The sequence below is a fragment of the Prochlorococcus sp. MIT2304 genome, assembly GCF_059772405.1.
Window position 1 is genome coordinate 726,441 of sequence record NZ_CM186286.1, and the last position, 18,620, is coordinate 745,060.

Below are 18,620 nucleotides of genomic sequence, written 5' to 3' on the forward strand. Positions count from 1 at the left end.
ACTTTGAAGATGGGAACTTTAGACGCAGTCTATAAATGTTATCAAATTGAAACCAGTATAGAAATAGAGCCTTTTAACAGATACATAGAAGTTTATGGAGTCAAAATAGCTGGCTTGAAAGCAACAGGAGGAAACGTTGCTGTAGAAGATGAATTTATTAGAAAGATAGCCCAAACAACAAAATTATTACTCAACCCAGAAGACACCTCTATTGATTCAGACTCTCAAATTAAAGCTATTAAGCATTTAAAGACTATAAATACCCTACAAAGGATAGGAGTTGAAGAAATGGATTCCTACACGCCTACGTTAAACGGAGATAATTATTCAGGTTGGGACTTAACAAATGATAAGCATAGCCTTACCGATTTCATATGGCAATTCAACCTTTCTGGTGATTCAGAGAAAACAGCTAAGACTCAAATAACAGAAGTACTCGAACATTTACTCCATACACTAGTTAGATTTGCCTTGCCAGGTGCTTTCCCAGCGCAATTTCTATTTATTGAAGACAGAAGTCCTGAGTACGGTGGAGATGTCTCAAAAGAGGAGCCAATATTGTCTGGTTTGCTTTATGAAGCAGCAAAAGAAGCTATTAATAATGGGGTTTTTGATGCTTCAAGCTACAACCACTTGGGAGTGGAAAGTTTTACATATTGGAAAACAGTAATGGTTGAATATCAATACGCTTTAACCTTTGCTGAGTGGGGGTATATTGAAAAATATTCAGGCAGTCTTGATCCAGAATGGTCAGATAATTACTTAACTCCCGATAAGATCAAGGAGGGAAATCCTTTAGGACATAGCTTGTATGAAAACTATATTAAAAAAGTAATTAGCAAGCCTTCCAGCAATGAACTGGAAAACATTTTCAAAGAAAACAATCAAGGGCTTTCTGGGTATATCGCAAACACTGGGAGTAATTCAAACGATGACCTTACTGGTAGTAGTAGCAATGAAACTTTCTTCGCCTCAGAAGGTTCCGATACAATTAATGGTGAAGGAGGTAACGACACTTCTGTTTATTCTGGAAAGTTTTCTGATTATTCCTTCACAAGAAAAGTCAATTCATTAACCATTGTCGATCAAAGAATAGCTACGAATGATGGAACAGATACTCTCTCAAATATTGAATACATTCAATTCACAGATCAAACAGTAGAAGAATCAAAAGTAGACGTTGTTAAAACATATAGCGGTAAATTTAGTGATTATAAATTTTACAATAAAGGCAATGGTGTCTATCAGATCAAAACAGATTCTGGCTATGACGATATTACTGGCTTTCCCTTATTAACCTTTACAGGAGAAGCTACGACAAGTTCTTTTAGAGACATTAGTGCCATTGCTGATATCAAAGGCACCTTTGATCAAGTCACTGGTTTGAATACAGATTCAGGGCGTATGTTCCGTTTATACAACGCATCATTTAAACGATTACCTGATTCAGATGGACTTGCTTATTGGATTGATAATTTCAGCTCAGGACGCAATACTATTAGAGTCGTTGCATCATCATTTTTAAGTTCAGCTGAATTTGCTGAACGTTATGGAGACAATGTTTCTGATTCAACCTATGTGAATACTCTCTATAAAAATGTTCTTGGACGTGATGCTGATGCTGGAGGCTTGAACTACTGGTTGGGTCAATTAAATAGTGGGGCTGAAACACGATACGAAGTTCTTCTAGGATTCTCTGAATCAGCTGAGAACAAAGCTCTCTTTACGGAAATGACTGGGTTGGAGTAAAGATAAAGGCAATGGGTATTTAGCATTTACATCAAAATGCAAGAGGTTTTCTATTTTCTAGACCAGAAAATTCCGTCTAACTTATCTCAAAACATTAATTTCTTTTCTGAAAATGTCAGACCAAAACTTAGTTTGACTTGAGTAAACCATTGGTATGAATTATTTTTTAGACGTTGAATAAAAACTCCTTAGCTTCCAGTCAAAAAGCTGATTACGAGCAAAAATCAGGGTTAGACGTAAATTAGAACAATAGAAAGTCGTTAGAACGCATAATCTGTCTTAGATGGACTTAATCAAGTTAAACTACCATCAAACATAAGTGCTTAAGACAATTATTAATCCGGTAGAAACTTTCTAACCGCCTTAATTATAGTAAAGATAAGTTATCTAGTAGTATTTAGACTCAATAGTTATGCAGTAGGTTTTTACTATGAAATTATCTTTAATTCTCCTTGCAGGTTACCTGTTGACACCTTCTAGTTCAATCGCAGAAGAGCTTTTTCGAAAGTCCCCTAATACTCAAAATAATTCTATAAAAACTAAGCTAGTTGCAGCTTGGAACCCAGTTAAAAATAAAACATCTGCAAAACAAGGAGCAAAAGAAAAAACACAAATTGCTTTAGAAAATTTCAAAGCAATGCCAGAACTAAAACCATATTTCGAAAAAGCCAAAGGTTATGCCGTGTTTCCAACAGTAGGCAAAGGTGGTGTCGGAATAGGAGGTGCTCGTGGAAAAGGAGAGGTGTTTCGAGATGGCAAAGTAATTGGATCAACCACACTTACTCAAGTTTCAATAGGATTCCAACTAGGAGGTCAAGCTTTTAGTCAAATAATCTTTTTCAAGGGTAAAAGAGATCTCAATCGATTTATTCAAGGAAATTTTGAATTCGGAGCATCAGCAAGCGCAGCTCTTATTAATTCGGGAGCAGCCGTTGAAACAGCTTATAGCAATGGTATAGCTGTTTTAACAGTCTCAAAAGGTGGACTTATGTACGAAGCAAGCATTGGTGGTCAAAAATTCAGCTATGAACCATATAACTAAAGAAGGAAATCACTAGTTTTCATAAATAACAGCTAAAGAAAAACCTTAAAAGTCATCTCAAAAATTAGAATACGAGACTACTGAGAACGATGAAAACCTCTAGCATGAGATACCTGCTAGACGTTGAATAAAAACCCCAAAATATTCTGTCATGCCAACTGATTACAGCGAAAAAACAGGGTTAGACATAAACGCTAAAAAGTTAGACAAGGCTCTATTGATAATACTGAGAACCCCTGGTATGACTTGACTGCTATACGTTGAATAAAAACTCCTTAGCGTCCAGTTATACCACCTGATTACGAGCAAAAATTGCGGTTAGACGTAAGTTAGAAGAGCAGAACGAAGTTAGAACGTTTCTATTGGCAAAAGAAATTTGCAGTAGATCGATCAATCTGCTGTCATACAAGTTTTTTCGCATCCACCGCATTTAGAAAAGCTTCATTTAATGGTTCTAAAGCGCTATTTGTCCATTCATGCAGAGCACTTCTCATTCCACAAGATCCATTCCTATAGGCATTTGTCATTTCTAAGCCTGTCAACTCATGATTACCGGAGAGGATTTGAAAGACTAATTCGGGATAACTATCGTAATTCTTAAGACAATTAGATAACTCTCCTAAGGCATCTTTCATAGAAAGTTTTTTTTCTTTCCGATGTGATTCAAATAATTCTCTAGCAAGTTCACCGTATATTTTTGCTCCACTATCAGAAAAAATACTCTTATATTCATCTACCTCTTTTTCTTTATCAGAAGAAAAGTTATCGGTTAGATTGAGACGTTCTTCTATTCTTAGTAGTCTCTTTTCAAGAATATCAAAGTCGTCTCTCACTTTAGTGGAGCCTTGTTCTAACAGCTCAGTCACAAAAGCTGTTAGTGTCTTCCCGCTCTTAATTGCGTTGGACTTTAATTTAAGCAAGAGTTCGGGATCAATCTTAATGTTCAATTGAGACTTATCTCTACTCATATTTATCGATCATATACTTTTCTAACCTATCTATCTCTTAAAAAGAAGCAATGATCTATGGCATGGTGCAAATTATTCTTTATAAATGCAGTGATTGATCATCAAAATGTGCTTAGAAGTTAGAAAAAAGTTAGAATAGACATAAAAACCCCTGAAAACGCCTGGTATCACTTGACTGCTATACGTTGAATAAAAACTCCATAACGTCTCCTTCATTCACTACATACTCTTTCCCTTCACTTCTTAGCCAACCTTTGTTTCGAGCTTCCACTAAAGATCCAGCCTCTAGTAATCTTTCATATGAAATTGTTTGAGCTCGAATAAATCCCTTTTCAAAATCTGTATGAATCACCCCAGCTGCTTGAGGGGCAGTCATCCCATCAATAATAGTCCAGGCTTTAGTTTCTTTTTCTCCGGTAGTGAAATAAGTGCTTAAGCCCAGCAACCTGTATGTAGCTTTGATAAGGCTAATTAAACCTCCTTCTTCAACTCCTAGACCATTTAAATAATCATCTCTTTCTTGCTCACCCAATTCAATTAACTCAGCCTCAACTTGAGCTGAAATCTTCACACATTCAGAACCTTCTTTCGTTGCCAGGGTATTTACCTCATCTGAAAAGGAGTTACCATTCGCAAGTTCATCTTCTCCAAGATTAGTTGCGTAGATAATTGGTTTTTCCGTTAGTAAGCCTAATGGTTTAATCAATATTTTTTCTTCATCAGTTAATGAAACACTTCTCACTGCATTTTCATTTTCCAAGGCTTTGCATAATTTTTCCAATACCTCATCTTCTAACTTTGCTTCCTTATTAGTACTTACTTGTTTTTTTAATCTAGTTCTACGTTTTTCGATCTGATTTAAATCAGATAATGCTAATTCTAAGTTGATTATCTCAATATCTCTTGATGGGTCTACTGATCCAGAAACATGAACAACATCATCATCGCTAAAACACCTAATCACATGAACTATTGCATCAACCTCCCTTATATTTGCTAAGAATTTATTCCCTAGTCCCTCCCCTTTACTTGCTCCCTTAACAAGACCAGCAATATCAACAAATTCCATCCTAGTTGGGATAATTTGCTTGCTGTTACTAAGTTCGCCAAGCAAATTCAAACGTTGATCCGGTACTGAAACAGAGCCAACATTGGGTTCAATCGTGCAAAAAGGGAAATTTGCTGCTTGAGCTTTTGCATTAGCAACAAGAGCATTAAACAAAGTGGACTTTCCAACATTTGGTAGTCCTACAATTCCGGCCTTGAGCATTGAAATGGGTCTTTGAAAAGACGCCAGCTGATTAATTTGCCTAAATTAAACCCAATAGTGCCCCTTAACAGCGAAAATATAGTTATAAATCTCCAAAGGAAAGTTTTTAAGCTTTTCTTTCATCACTCAGCTTCTACAAGTCTTGAGACCTTGGTTATTACAAAATGAATTGGAACACTTTCAAAAAGAAAAAAATTTTAGGCTTAATCGTGCTTTCAGTATTGAGTGCTGGTGGAATTAGTTTTCAACTTACACAAGGAGATGGATCGAACAAAGACATAACCGAATTTACAATTGCAGCTGAAAGCGGGAGCTTACCTGGTTTGATAACAGCAAGTGGTGAACTAAAAGCAAACAAAAGCGTAAATGTAAGCCCAAAAAGACAGGGGATACTTTCTGAAATTTACGTGGAGGAAGGGGATCAAGTTAAGAAAGGAGATCTAATTGCAAAAATGGATTTTGGAGACTTGGAATTTAGAATTGACGAAATAAAAGCTAATTATGAGGCTCAAAAAGCGAGTTACCTAAGAAGGAAGATGCTTTATAACGAAGGTGCCATAAGTGCCGAAGAGTATGAAGAATATAGAAATAGATTTTTAAGAAGCGAAGCTAAATTTAGGCAAATAGAGGTTGAAGAGAATGAGACAAGCATAAGAGCACCATTTAAAGGTGTAATAACGAGCAGATACGCAGTCCCTGGGGCATTCGTAACTCCTACGACCTCTGCTTCTTCATCAAGAGAAGGAGGATCTACAAGCTCATCAATAGTCAAACTCTCACAAGGTCTTGAAATAGTTGCGAAAGTTCCTGAGAGCGATATTGGAAGAATAAAAACCGCTCAAGAAGCGACAATTAGAGTAGATGCTTTTCCTGATAAGCGTTTTAGAGCAGTTGTTTCCAAAATTTCTCCAAGTGCAATCAAAAACAACAACGTAACATCATTTGAAGTTACGTTGTTGTTGAGCAATAGGCCTGAAGATCTACGTCTAGGAATGACATCTGACATCAATTTTCAAACCGGTGCAACAAAGATTAGTACACTTATTCCAACTGTTGCAATTGTCACGGAAGAAGGAAAAGCAGGAGTGCTTGTAGTTGGAAATAACAATCAACCAACATTTAAAAAAGTTGAGTTAGGTACAAGTAGTGGTAGTAAAACTGCAATAATATCTGGATTAGAACCAGGAGAGAAAGTTTTTATTAATCTTCCTCCTTGGGCCAAAAAAAGAGAAAATTAATAAATTTATTAATTAATCTCATTATTAATGTTTCATGGAAGAAATAAAAAAGCCAACCTTATTATTAATTGATGGCCATTCTTTAGCTTTCAGAAGTTTTTATGCTTTTAGCAAGGGGGGGGAAGGAGGACTTGCCACAAAGGATGGATTTCCTACAAGTGTTACTTATGGTTTTTTAAAAAGTCTTTTAGACAATTGCAAAACTATTAAACCCAAAGGAATCACAATTGCTTTTGATACTGCTGAGCCAACATTTCGCCATAAGGAAGATCCAAACTACAAAGCCAATCGAGATGTGGCACCAGACATATTTTTTCAAGATTTAGACAAGCTTGAAAAAATTCTCAAAGAAAGTCTCAATCTTTCAATATGCAAAGCTCCTGGATATGAAGCAGATGATGTCTTAGGAACACTTGCCAATGATGCTGCTGAAAAAGGTTGGAGTGTCAGAATACTCTCTGGAGATAGAGACTTATTCCAATTAGTAGATGATGCAAGAGACATAGCTGTCTTGTACATGGGGGGTGGTCCTTATGCAAAAAGCGGAAATCCTAATCTGATTAACGAAGAAGGAGTAAGGGAGAAACTAGGAGTGAATCCAAATAAAGTAATAGATTTGAAAGCCCTAACTGGTGATAGCTCAGATAATATTCCAGGAGTCAAAGGAGTTGGTCCAAAAACAGCAATAAATCTTTTAAACGAAAATAATGATCTTGATGGAGTCTATAAAACACTCCAAGAGCTCGAGGAAGAAGGCGACAAAGCGAAACGTGGAGCCATAAAAGGAGCAGTTAGGTTAAAACTAAAAGCAGATAAAGATAATGCGTATCTCTCAAAAAAACTTGCAGAAATTTTAATTAAAATCCCTATAAATCGAAACATAGATCATAACTTAGAGGGTATTAATGAATCAAAGTTAGCTGAAAACCTTGAAAAACTTGAGTTACATAGTTTATTAAAACAAATTTCAACTTTTAAAGCTCTATTTTCTAATGAAGAATTATCAGAACAAGACACTAATCTCTCATCGAAAGAGAGTAAACTAGTTAATAATAATAGTGAGAATAATAAAATAGAAGAGATTCCTCAGGTAGAACCTAAAATTATAGACAACTTGGAAGAACTTAATAATTTTGTTTCACAAATAATGAAGCATACAGATGAGAAGAAACCAATAGCAATTGATACAGAAACAACTAGTTTGAATCCTTTTAAAGCTGAACTTGTTGGCCTAGGCTTTTGTTATGGTGAATCATTAAAAGATATAGTTTATATACCAATAGGACACCTCAATAAAGAAGAAGATTTAATAGAAAAGAATCATATCAGTCAATTAAAGATTGAAGAAGTTATCTATGCACTTCAGGATTGGTTCTCTAGCAAGGAAAATCCTAAAACCCTACAGAATGCAAAATACGACAGACTGATATTACTAAGACATGGAATTATATTAAATGGCGTTGTAATTGATACTTTACTTGCTGACTATATATGCGATGCAACTCTTAAGCATAGTTTAGATGAAATTGCCTATAGAGAATTTGGCTTTAAGCCCAAAAGTTTTTCTGATGTTGTCAAAAAAGGAGAAGACTTTTCTTCTGTTGACATTAAGTCTGCAAGTATATACTGCGGAATGGATGTTTATTTAACAAGAAAATTAGCAATCATTTATATTGAAAGGTTAAAAAGTACAAGTACGAAATTAATAAAGTTACTCAAAGAAATTGAACAACCACTTGAGCAGGTTTTAGCGGAAATTGAATCTACAGGTATCATTATTGATACACCTTATCTAAAAGATTTATCCTTAGAGCTAACAGACACATTAAGAAGTATTGAGGAGGAAGTTTATAAGATTGCAGGAAATGAGTTTAACCTTTCATCACCTAAACAATTAGGTGAACTACTTTTTGAGAGGCTTGATTTAGATAGGAAAAAATCAAGAAAGACAAAAACAGGATGGAGTACAGATGCAGGTGTATTGGAAAAGCTGGAATCAGACCATCCAATAATAAAAATGATTATTGAACATCGCACTATAAGTAAGTTGCTTAATACTTATGTAGATGCTTTGCCTCAGCTTATTGAAAAAGAAACGGGAAGAGTACATACTGATTTCAATCAAGCCGTAACCGCTACTGGAAGGTTAAGTAGCAGCAATCCAAATCTCCAAAATATCCCTGTTAGAACTGAATTTAGTAGACGAATAAGAAAAGCTTTTCTTCCGCAAAAAGATTGGAAACTTCTAAGTGCAGACTATTCACAAATTGAACTTCGTATACTAACTCACCTTTCAGGTGAAGAAGTACTAAAAAATGCTTATTTAAAAAATGAGGATGTCCACTCTTTAACAGCCAAAATTTTATTTGAAAAAGAGGCTATCGACGCCGATGAAAGAAGAATAGGAAAAACAATAAATTTTGGGGTTATTTATGGTATGGGGGCTCAAAGGTTTGCAAGATCAACGGGCGTTTCATTAATAGAAGCAAAATATTTTTTAAGTAAATTCAAAGAACGTTATCCAGCCGTTTTTAAATTTTTAGAATATCAAGAAAGACTTGCCCTAAGCCAAGGGTTTGTTGAAACATTGCTAGGGAGAAGACGTTATTTTCATTTCAATAAAAATGGGCTTGGAAGACTTCTGGGAACTCCACCAAATGAAATTGATTTAACTACCGCCCGAAGAGCAGGTATGGAAGCACAACAATTAAGAGCCGCAGCAAACGCACCTATTCAAGGCTCAAGTGCAGACATAATTAAGCTAGCAATGATTCAATTGCATTCAGCTTTAAGAAAGACTGGATTGGCAGCGAAAATTCTACTTCAAGTACATGATGAACTCGTGCTAGAAGTTGATCCCAAAGATTTGGAGGAAACAAAACTCCTTGTTCGAAACACTATGGAAAATGCTGTAAAACTTAGCGTCCCTCTTATAGTTGAAACTGGCGTTGGAGTAAATTGGATGGAGGCAAAATAGTTGCTGATAAATTCAATAATTTTTCACATTTTTATCTAAGAAATTGTCCCTAAAATTCACAAACACCTTATCCAAAAAGAAAGAGGATTTTATTTCTATAAATCCTAATCAAGTTAAAATATATTGTTGTGGTGTAACTGTTTATGATCTTTGTCATCTTGGTCATGCAAGAAGTTATCTTAATTGGGATGTATTAAGACGGTTTTTAATTTGGAAAGGATTTGAAGTTAAATTTGTACAAAACTTCACTGATATTGATGACAAAATTATTAATCGAGCAAATAAAGAAGGGTGTTCTACTGATGAATTAAGTGAAAGAAATATTGATGATTTTCATAAAGACATGGATACTCTTTCCATTCTTAGACCAAGTAGCATGCCAAGAGCAACAAAATGCCTCCATCAAATTATTAATTTCATAGAAGAATTAGAGCAAAAAAAAATAGCTTACTCATCAAATGGTGATGTTTATTTTTCAGTAGATAAACATAAAAATTATGGGAAACTTAGTGGAAGAGAAATTGAGGATCAGATAGATAATGCAGCAGGTAGATTAAAAACAAATCAAAAAGAAAGTAAAAAGAACTCACTTGATTTTGCTCTCTGGAAAAAGTCCAAATCAGGTGAGGTTAGTTACTCTTCGCCTTGGGGAAACGGCAGACCAGGTTGGCATATTGAGTGTTCAGCTATGGTTAAACAAGAATTAGGAGAAAGTATTGATATTCACCTTGGTGGATCAGACCTTATATTTCCTCATCATGAGAATGAAATAGCTCAATCTGAAGCCTGTAATGGGAAAGAGTTAGCAAAATACTGGCTTCACAATGGAATGGTTAATGTGGGAGGTGAAAAGATGAGTAAATCACTAGGGAATTTTACAACCATTAGGTCTTTATTAGATGAAGGAATTTCACCTATGACTTTGAGATTTTTTGTATTACAAACTAATTATCGAAAGCCTCTAGATTTTACTAAAGAAGCGCTAAAAGCAGCTTCAAAAGGTTGGGAAAGATTAAATAATTGCCTGTCTTTTGGTTATATTTATAAGATTAAAGATCAAGCCAAAAACGAAATCAACCTAGATGAACCGATAAAAAGATCTGCCAACAGTAAACTTGATAAAGACTCATTTAAATTATTATCAGACTTTGAAAAATATATGGATGATGACCTAAATACATCTGGAGCTTTATCTATACTTTTTGAATTATCTCAACCTATTAGAAAGTGCCTAAATTTATTAAAAGAAAAAGATATCAATGAAGTTGACGAAGATATTTTAAATCAAGTTTTTAATAAATGGGAACTACTCTGTGAGTTGGCAGGAGTTCTGGGCTTAAAAGTAAATTTAAATCAAGAAGAAACAAAAAACGATACTGAAGTTGACACTAATAAAATTGAAGAACTTATCAAGAATAGATCCTTAGCAAAAGCTAATAAAGACTTTTTACTCGCTGACAAAATAAGAGATGATTTGAAAAATATTGGAATTGATTTAATTGATAAACCAAAAGGGGTTACGGAATGGAAACAAACTTCAGATTAAGCAAATGTTTCCATTGTAGATAAGACTGTTAAATAAAGTCCTATAGCAATAACTGGTGGAGACACCCAGCGCAGCATAAACTTTAGATACCTTCTAACTCTTAAATTAGCATTCGAATTTGCAAGATCTTCATCATAACGATTTGGAACAATCCAACCCAAAAGAATTGAAATTAGAAGACCACCTAATATCAAGAGTGTATTACAGATAGCATCGGACTTGCCTAAAAAGTCTGTAGAAATAGCAGACGGTATTCCAATCAAGAAAATCAATAATGTTGAAATCCAAACGGCCTTTTTCCTACTCCAATTCAATCTGTCCATTAAAGAAGATACTGGTACTTCCATTAATGAAATAGAAGAAGTAATAGCAGCTATAAACGCCAATCCAAAGAAAACGGCAGCAATCAATCTCCCAAGCAATCCAAGATTCGCAAATCCAGTTGGGAGAGCAATAAATAAAGTCCCAACAGTTGATTCACTGATAACATCTTTCAAACCAAAACTCATAACGACAGGGAATGTAATCAACCCGGCAAGTAAACCAACAGCAGTATCCAAAGTTGCAACTCTCAAAGCTTCTTTAGGAAGATGATTTTTACGGTTTAGATATGAAGAATAGGCAACCATAATCCCAATACCCAAACTTAAAGAAAAGAAAGCTTGTTTAAATGCATTACTTATTGTGTTTTTATCAAAAAGTTGAGATGAATCCCATTTAAGTAAAAATGATGTATATCCTTCCCATGCCCCAGATAAAGTTGCAGCCCATATAGCTAACAACAAAAGGAGTCCAAATAAAAATGGCATTGCCCATTTTGTTAGTTTTTCTATGCCTCCACGAACGCCAGCAACAACAACAAAAGCAGTTAACAATAAGCTGATTATTTGACCTACAAATACACTATTACCACTGCTAATTTTACCAAAAAATTCTCCCGCCTCCGTCATATCGGAGGGTAGGCCGACGAACAAGGCATGGAAAAAAGTATCAATTGTCCATCCCATTATCACTGCGTAATAAGAAAGAATTCCACAAGAAGCTATTGCAAACAACCAACCTAGAGGCTTCCAATTCTCTCCAGCAGCTTTGATGGGAGCAAGGAAAGGACTACTTGCAGTGCTTCTCCCCAAGACCATCTCTGCAACTAAGACAGGAAGGCAAACAACTAAAACAACCAATATATAAAGGATAAGAAAAGCAAGTCCACCGCCTTGAGATGACCTATAAGCAAAGCCCCAAAGATTTCCAAGGCCTACAGCACTTCCCGCCGCGGCAAGTGCGAATCCCAGTCCTGATCTCCATTGTTCCCTTTCTTGCATAATAAATCTCTATTAAAATCCAGAAGAAACTGGTAAATATACAACTGGGTTATACCTTTAAATGGGAGACTGGTCATACTTGACTTCACAATGTGAAAGCCATAAGCGTTTTAGGCTCAACGGGATCTATTGGAACTCAAACTCTTCAAATTGCAGAAGAGTTTCCTGATCAATTCAAAATTGTTGCGCTAACAGCAGGAAAGAATCTTGATTTAGTAATCAAACAAATTGAAACTCATCAACCTGAAGTCGTTTCACTAGCCGATGAGTCTCTTTTGCCAGAACTGTCTAGGCGAATAAATAGTCTTACTGAAGATTCAAGAATATTCAAGAAACCCTTATTGATGGCGGGAGCCGAAGGACTTAATACTGCAGCAGCTTGGGGAAGTGCAGATCTTGTTGTAACTGGAATAGTTGGCTGTGCTGGTCTCTTGCCAACACTTGCAGCTATTGAAGCAGGGAAGGACCTAGCTCTAGCAAATAAAGAAACTTTGATTGCAGCAGGACCAGTTGTCATTCCTGCTTTAAAAAAAAGTGGAAGTAGGCTCTTGCCTGCAGATTCTGAACACTCAGCGATATTTCAATGTCTCCAAGGAACGCCATGGGCTGAAAATGCAAGACTCTCAACTGGGGTGCCTACTCCAGGATTTAAATCCATACAATTAACTGCATCAGGAGGAGCATTTAGAGATTGGGAAGCTGAAGATTTAGCTAAAGCAACTGTCGATGATGCGACTAGCCATCCTAATTGGAGCATGGGAAAGAAAATAACTGTAGATTCTGCAACCCTTATGAATAAGGGACTCGAAGTCATTGAAGCGCATTATCTTTTCGGCCTTTCATATGATCAAATCGAAATCATTATCCATCCACAAAGCATCATTCACTCGATGGTTGAATTGGATGATTCATCAGTTTTAGCTCAATTGGGATGGCCAGATATGAAGCTCCCTATTTTGTATTGTTTAAGTTGGCCTGGTCGACTTAAAACACCTTGGCCAAGATTAAAGCTTACTGAAATAGGCAATTTAACTTTTAAAGAACCAGATACTAAAAAATATCCATGTATGGAACTTGCTTACGGCGCAGGAAAAATAGGAGGCACAATGCCAGCAGTGCTTAATGCCGCTAATGAAAAAGCAGTAGAACTATTTCTAGAAGAAAGGTTTAAATTTATCGATATTCCAAAAGTAATTGAGGCGATTTGCGAGAAACATAAGAGCGACCTTAATCTAAATCCAAGCCTCAGTGAAATTCTTGAAGTTGACAGCTGGGCCAGAGAAGAAGTCTTAGATTATTCAGAAAAAAATATTACAAAAATGCAGTTTTAGATTAAATATTTTTCAAAGATAAAAACCATTTAGAAACAACTTGATCCCCCCAACAACCATTAACCCCATGAAATCCATTGTGTCCTCCTTTTTCAGTAAAAATAAATTTATTAAAATTTTGATCTTTAGAAAATTTCATTTTTTCCATTAGTCTTTCAGCAGCTAAATAAGGAACCCAAGGATCATCTTTAGATTGAATAAATAATGTTTTAGGAATAGATTTTTCATTATTAATAAGAGAGAAAAATGGAGATGCTTTCGCATAATATTCATCAACATTTTCATATCCCCACCTCGGAGCAGTTATAAAATTATCAAAGGATCTAATATCATTTATTTTTCTTTTTTTATCTTTTTTATTTATTACTAACGCATCCTTTTCAGTTTCTTCTATCCCAAAAGGATCTTCTAAAGTTTGCCTAATTAAACGATTTAACAACCATTTCTGATAAATAAAATTTCTCGGTCTTTCAATAGATGAACTACACTCACTCAAATCCAAAGGACTACTAATACATACCAATCCATCTAATAAAGACTCATCACTCATACAAGCATTTAAAAGAATGGTCCCACCCAAAGAAATCCCAGCGCCAAAAAGAGGAATGTTTTTTGAACACTTATAGTCATTAGTTAATTGGTATGAAATCTCTCTAGCACGCCTTAATACAGGAACCAAATCACTATTGCACTCAGCGGCATAGGTACCATCAACATAATTTCTACAAGGATCTGAACCTCTCAGATTGAGTTTCAAAACGGCGAAGTTTGATTGCACCAAAGCACTAGCCATTCTAGTCAACCCTCTTCTACGAGTAGAACCACCAAGTCCATGCAGAAGTAGAACTAAACCATTGATGCGCAAGGAACTTGATGGTTTATCCAAATACGCAACTAATGAACCTCCTCCTTTTTTTCTACTTTTTAGTGGTGGAACATTGATACGAATCTCTGATGAGTTGACATCAGGTAATTCATCGGAAGCGAATGTATCTCTTAGGGTCTGAAGGTCAGGACCAATCCAGGGGATACGCTCTTTAAAAGGGCTTATTCCTAAATCTGATAGTAAACCTTGTCTTTTAAAATTATCCTTTACTGCCAAGTCCAAGCTCCTTTAATTCCAACAAAAGATCTCCAAGAACTTTTTTTGCATCTCCAAAGACCATAGAAGTATTTTGCAAATCAAAAAGATCATTTTTTATCCCTGAATATCCAGCACTCATTCCTCTCTTAACAACAAATACTGTTCTAGCTTCTTGAACATCTAAAACTGGCATACCATAAAGAGGCGAAGTCTGATCATTCTTAGCCTGAGGATTAACCACATCATTCGCTCCTAGAACTAATACAACATCCGTAGCAGGAAATTCAGGATTAATCACATCCATTTCTTTTAATTGCTCATATGGAACATCTGCTTCTGCCAAAAGAACGTTCATATGACCAGGCATTCTTCCTGCAACTGGATGTATGGCATACGTGACTTCAATGTCGGCACTCTCTAATACTCTGGTGACCTCTCTTAGGGTGTGCTGAGCTTGGGCCACGGCAAGACCATAACCTGGAACAATCACAACTCTCTCTGCAGCTTCGAGCGTGAGTGCACATTCTTCCGGACTGCAACTAGTTATATTTGTATACTCTCCTCCTCCTCCTGAGGCAACTGAGCTAGCACCAAGTGCACCTCCAAACAAAACAGAAACTAAAGATCTGTTCATGCCATCGCACATGACTTGTGTAAGGATCAGTCCAGCAGCTCCAACCATTGCACCGGCGACAATCAAAAGTTGACTACCAACAACAAAACCTGCCGCTGCTGCTGCAACTCCTGAGTAGCTATTTAGCAAAGATATAACTACTGGCATATCTGCTCCGCCAATAGGAAGAGTAACTCCAATACCAAGCAAAGATGAAGCAACTACAATAAGGAAAAGACCATTTTTTCCATCTATTAAAAGATAGATCCCGCCAATCAAAGCAAGAGCAGCAAACAATATATTAAAGAAATGCCTAGCTTTACTTTGGGTCCACGAAGGTGTAGACAGCCAACCCTGAAGCTTGGCCATTGCAACTATTGATCCAGAGAAAGTAATCGCTCCAACAAAGAGTGAAACTACTATTGAAAAATTCCTGACAAGCTCACTTGCAACTCCATCTGAGCCCTCTGAAGATGGGAATAATGCAACACCAAGTGCAACCAAAAGTGATGACATTCCTCCACAACCATTAAACAAAGCCACTATTTCTGGCATTGCAGTCATTGGAACTTTTTTAGCTGTAATGGCTCCTAAAAGCCCACCAATCAAAGTTCCACTAATTATCCAAACCCAAGAGTCAATAGAAATCCCAATAGTGCCTTGAGAGTTCATCAAAACCCCAAAAGCAGCCAATAACATTGCAATAGCAGCAAGCCTGTTTGCTTCCCTTGCTGATCTAACTTTTGACAGGCCTTTAATGCCCAAAGCAAGTAATAAAACCGCTAGTAGATCAATAGCAAACTTAATTGGACCAATAAAAGTCATAAGAAATAATCCTATTTACGAGTTTTTTTACGGCTAAACATTGCAAGCATTCTGTCTGTAACAAGAAAGCCACCAATTACATTGAATAAGGCAAAACCAAGAGATATTGAGCCAATTATTAGTAAAGGTAAATTGTCTCCTGATTTGATTATCAATGTTAAAGCTGCAAGCATGGTGATGCCTGAGATTGCATTAGCTCCACTCATTAATGGAGTGTGCAAGGTTGGCGGAACCTTGCCTATAAGCTCTAGTCCCAAAAGACTTCCAAGAAGAAGCACCCAAAGAGCTTCACTAAAAAAACTCATTACTTAATTCCTCCATTCTCAATGATTTCTGATTTAAGGATTACTCCATCCTTACTAATCAAAGAACCACTAATAAGCTCATCATCGTTATCAATTAAAAACTTACCCTCTTTAAACATCGGTTTTAGAAGAGACAATAAATTTCTGGAATATAGAGAACTTGCGTGATTTGGAATTGAACAAGGAAGATCAGATGCACCAATAATCTTGACCCCTTTTCTAATAATAGTTTCTCCTGGTTTTGAGCATGCACAATTACCACCACTAAGAACAGCAAGATCAATCACTACCGAACCAGGACGCATATCATCCAACATATTTTCATCAATAAGTTTTGGAGCTCTTTTACCAGGAACCTGCGCAGTACAAATCGCTACGTCAGCTTCAGATAATTGATTTGCCAATTCTTTTCTTTGTGCAATGAGAAATTCATCCGAAACTTGTTTTGCATATCCTCCAGATTCTGAAGGGGTTTCGTCAATCTTTGGAAGCTCAATAAATCTTGCGCCTAGTGATTCAACTTGCTCTTTCACAGCCTCTCGTATATCACTCACATAGACAACAGCACCAAGTCTTTTTGCTGTTGCAATGGCTTGCAATCCTGCGACTCCAGCGCCTAAAACAACAACTTTTGAAGGCTGAATTGTTCCAGCAGCAGTCATTAACATCGGGAAATATCTATCAAGAGCACTAGCTGCTAAAAGTACGGATTTATATCCAGCTATATTTGCTTGAGAAGATAATGCATCTGATGATTGTGCTCGGCTAATTCTCGGAAGCAACTCCAAAGATATTGCAGAAATTTTTTGAGATTTTAATATTTCGGCTAATAACTTGTTCCCGTAAGGATTCAGTAATCCCACAAGAAAACAGCCAGGTTTTAATTGTGAAAGAAATTTTTCATCCGGAGGCTGAACGCAGAGAACTATATCAACAATTTTTATTACCTCATTATTTTCCTTTTCAATTAATTCAGCGCCAGCATCAACATAAGAATTATCTAAAAAACCAGCAGCCTGTCCTGAACCTTTTTCAAAAAATACTTTACAACCCAGGTCCAAAAACTTTTTAACAGTCTCTGGAGTAGCTGAAACGCGAGTTTCCTCAAAAGCTGATTCGAAAGGAATTAAGAGACTAACCAAAAGTAAAAAAATTGATCCTCCTTAAGATTAGGAGAGGAAACGTTTGAATACCACCATTTTTAGTTAAGAAAGGTTTTCCTAATAGTTTTTCTTGGCTATGAAGGAAATGAGAAAATGTTATCGATCAAAAAAATGAGCCTCACCGCGATCGAATGTCCTGATGGTGTATGTCATAGCCATCACGGTGGGCATGCTGTTCCAAGAACAGCCATGCAAAAAAATCTTCAAAGTCATGGCAAAGAGTGGTGCGAGAGGCTAGCAGAACGAATTTATGAAATGTCTGTAGACACTTTTTCTCAGACAGTAATGCCAAGTCTTCACGCCTCCGGATGGCAAAGGAAACATCTTGATTGGGAATTCAAACTTGCAAATAAAGAATCTGAACCAGATGAAGCCTTGGTTGAAGGCATCATCAATGCAACCGAAAGTTTTTTAAGAAGTAGTGAAGTTCACCGATTATTTATACAAGAACTTGTGCAAGGAACATTTGCTGAAGCAAAAGATGACAGATTGCCATCTAAAGCTGTTAGAAAAGTAATAGAAAATGAAATAATTGTAATGATTGAAGGAAGGAAAGAAGAATTAACTAATAAGATTGCAAAGGCATTGGAAGAAGAGGCAAATGGAGATTATGAGTTAGCCAAGAATGCAGCAGTTGAAGGTATAAATGATGTTGAAAAATTATTAATCAACCATACAGAAGCCGTATAGCATGACGAGGTTTAATTACAAAATAAAAGCTTGAATCAATAATCAAGAAAATAAAGAAATAACAGAAATATTCTTTGCATTGCAAATATGAAGAGAATCTAAAATCTTAAGTGATAATTTCGTTTTGCCGACAAAACGCAAATTTGTACCAAAAAACACAAGTTAATCTCCCATTGGCATGTCAAGGTAAGTTCGTTGGGGATTAATTATGAATGCTTCTTTCAACAAGAGAATAAGTATCGCAAGCTGTTGGGCCGCAAGCAGAATAGCTTTACTTGATAGCGTGGAAAGATATGAAGATAGCTACGCTATCAGCCAAGAATTCTGTGAATGGATTACTTGTATAAATACTTATCCCGAGGGATTAAAAGCTTCAACCCTAAAAGTGCCTCACTTTCAAAAAGAAAATTTTGACGCCGACGAACTTCTCGAGCTTTGATTTTTAATCAATTAATGATTTAGAAGTAATCCACTTTTTTAGGCTTTAGATACACTTT

General features: G+C 36.1%; 15 protein-coding genes. 8 read left to right on the forward strand and 7 right to left on the reverse strand.

Going from position 1 to position 18,620, the window contains the following annotated elements; translation table 11 throughout:
* Positions 1-9 precede the first annotated feature (9 nt).
* Both AC6EIY_RS04490 and AC6EIY_RS04495 read left to right on the forward strand, forming a co-directional pair.
* Positions 10-1,749, forward strand: a complete 1,740-nt coding sequence (locus tag AC6EIY_RS04490) for a DUF4214 domain-containing protein (protein WP_498507818.1) — start codon at positions 10-12, stop codon at positions 1,747-1,749.
* A 430-nt stretch (positions 1,750-2,179) separates the two neighbouring features.
* A complete protein-coding gene (locus AC6EIY_RS04495) occupies positions 2,180-2,791 on the forward strand; it encodes a lipid-binding SYLF domain-containing protein (protein ID WP_498507819.1) in 612 nt (203 codons plus the stop codon).
* Between the two features lie 401 nt (positions 2,792-3,192).
* Here AC6EIY_RS04495 and AC6EIY_RS04500 read toward each other — a convergent pair whose 3' ends face one another.
* Positions 3,193-3,759: a hypothetical protein gene (locus tag AC6EIY_RS04500; protein ID WP_498507820.1), complete on the reverse strand. Its 567-nt coding sequence runs from the start codon at positions 3,757-3,759 to the stop codon at positions 3,193-3,195.
* Positions 3,760-3,937: 178 nt separating this feature from the next.
* A complete protein-coding gene (gene ychF, locus AC6EIY_RS04505) occupies positions 3,938-5,029 on the reverse strand; it encodes a redox-regulated ATPase YchF (RefSeq protein ID WP_498507821.1) in 1,092 nt (363 codons plus the stop codon).
* A gap of 164 nt (positions 5,030-5,193) precedes the next feature.
* On the opposite strand from ychF, the gene AC6EIY_RS04510 reads away from it, so the two are divergent.
* The 3 genes from AC6EIY_RS04510 to cysS are packed head-to-tail and all read left to right on the forward strand — an operon-like array spanning position 5,194 to position 10,790.
* A complete protein-coding gene (locus AC6EIY_RS04510; RefSeq protein ID WP_498507822.1) occupies positions 5,194-6,267 on the forward strand; it encodes an efflux RND transporter periplasmic adaptor subunit in 1,074 nt (357 codons plus the stop codon).
* A 34-nt stretch (positions 6,268-6,301) separates the two neighbouring features.
* Entirely contained in the window at positions 6,302-9,244 is a 2,943-nt protein-coding gene (gene polA, locus AC6EIY_RS04515) for a DNA polymerase I (RefSeq protein ID WP_498507823.1), read from the forward strand.
* A gap of 43 nt (positions 9,245-9,287) precedes the next feature.
* Positions 9,288-10,790 carry a cysteine--tRNA ligase gene (gene cysS, locus AC6EIY_RS04520; RefSeq protein ID WP_498507824.1) on the forward strand — a complete coding sequence of 501 codons (1,503 nt, stop codon included), beginning with the start codon at positions 9,288-9,290 and terminating at the stop codon, positions 10,788-10,790.
* On the opposite strand, the gene AC6EIY_RS04525 is transcribed toward cysS, so the two are convergent.
* Positions 10,787-12,112, reverse strand: a complete 1,326-nt coding sequence (locus AC6EIY_RS04525) for a sodium-dependent transporter (RefSeq protein WP_498507825.1) — start codon at positions 12,110-12,112, stop codon at positions 10,787-10,789. The genes cysS and AC6EIY_RS04525 overlap by 4 nt on opposite strands.
* A gap of 92 nt (positions 12,113-12,204) precedes the next feature.
* On the opposite strand from AC6EIY_RS04525, the gene AC6EIY_RS04530 reads away from it, so the two are divergent.
* Positions 12,205-13,443: a 1-deoxy-D-xylulose-5-phosphate reductoisomerase gene (locus AC6EIY_RS04530; protein WP_498507826.1), complete on the forward strand. Its 1,239-nt coding sequence runs from the start codon at positions 12,205-12,207 to the stop codon at positions 13,441-13,443.
* Position 13,444: 1 nt separating this feature from the next.
* Here the strand turns inward: AC6EIY_RS04530 and AC6EIY_RS04535 are convergent, their stop codons facing one another.
* Genes AC6EIY_RS04535 through AC6EIY_RS04550 form a run of 4 tightly spaced genes read right to left on the reverse strand, consistent with a single transcriptional unit; the run spans position 13,445 to position 17,412 of the window.
* A complete protein-coding gene (locus AC6EIY_RS04535; protein ID WP_498507828.1) occupies positions 13,445-14,545 on the reverse strand; it encodes an alpha/beta fold hydrolase in 1,101 nt (366 codons plus the stop codon).
* Positions 14,529-15,965, reverse strand: coding sequence for an NAD(P)(+) transhydrogenase (Re/Si-specific) subunit beta (locus AC6EIY_RS04540; RefSeq protein WP_498507829.1), 1,437 nt, complete (start codon positions 15,963-15,965; stop codon positions 14,529-14,531). Before AC6EIY_RS04540 ends, AC6EIY_RS04535 begins: the two co-directional genes overlap by 17 nt.
* 11 nt (positions 15,966-15,976) lie before the next feature.
* The gene (locus tag AC6EIY_RS04545; protein WP_011294842.1) at positions 15,977-16,270 is read right to left on the reverse strand and encodes an NAD(P) transhydrogenase subunit alpha part 2; all 294 of its coding nucleotides are present in this window, start codon (positions 16,268-16,270) and stop codon (positions 15,977-15,979) included.
* Positions 16,270-17,412, reverse strand: coding sequence for a Re/Si-specific NAD(P)(+) transhydrogenase subunit alpha (locus AC6EIY_RS04550; RefSeq protein WP_498507830.1), 1,143 nt, complete (start codon positions 17,410-17,412; stop codon positions 16,270-16,272). The genes AC6EIY_RS04545 and AC6EIY_RS04550 overlap by 1 nt, the downstream gene beginning before the upstream one ends.
* A 132-nt stretch (positions 17,413-17,544) precedes the next feature.
* Between AC6EIY_RS04550 and AC6EIY_RS04555 the strand changes: the two genes are divergently transcribed.
* Positions 17,545-18,123: an EF-1 guanine nucleotide exchange domain-containing protein gene (locus tag AC6EIY_RS04555; RefSeq protein ID WP_498507831.1), complete on the forward strand. Its 579-nt coding sequence runs from the start codon at positions 17,545-17,547 to the stop codon at positions 18,121-18,123.
* 208 nt (positions 18,124-18,331) lie between these two features.
* Positions 18,332-18,562 carry a DUF8673 family protein gene (locus AC6EIY_RS04560; protein WP_498507832.1) on the forward strand — a complete coding sequence of 77 codons (231 nt, stop codon included), beginning with the start codon at positions 18,332-18,334 and terminating at the stop codon, positions 18,560-18,562.
* Positions 18,563-18,620 lie beyond the last annotated feature (58 nt).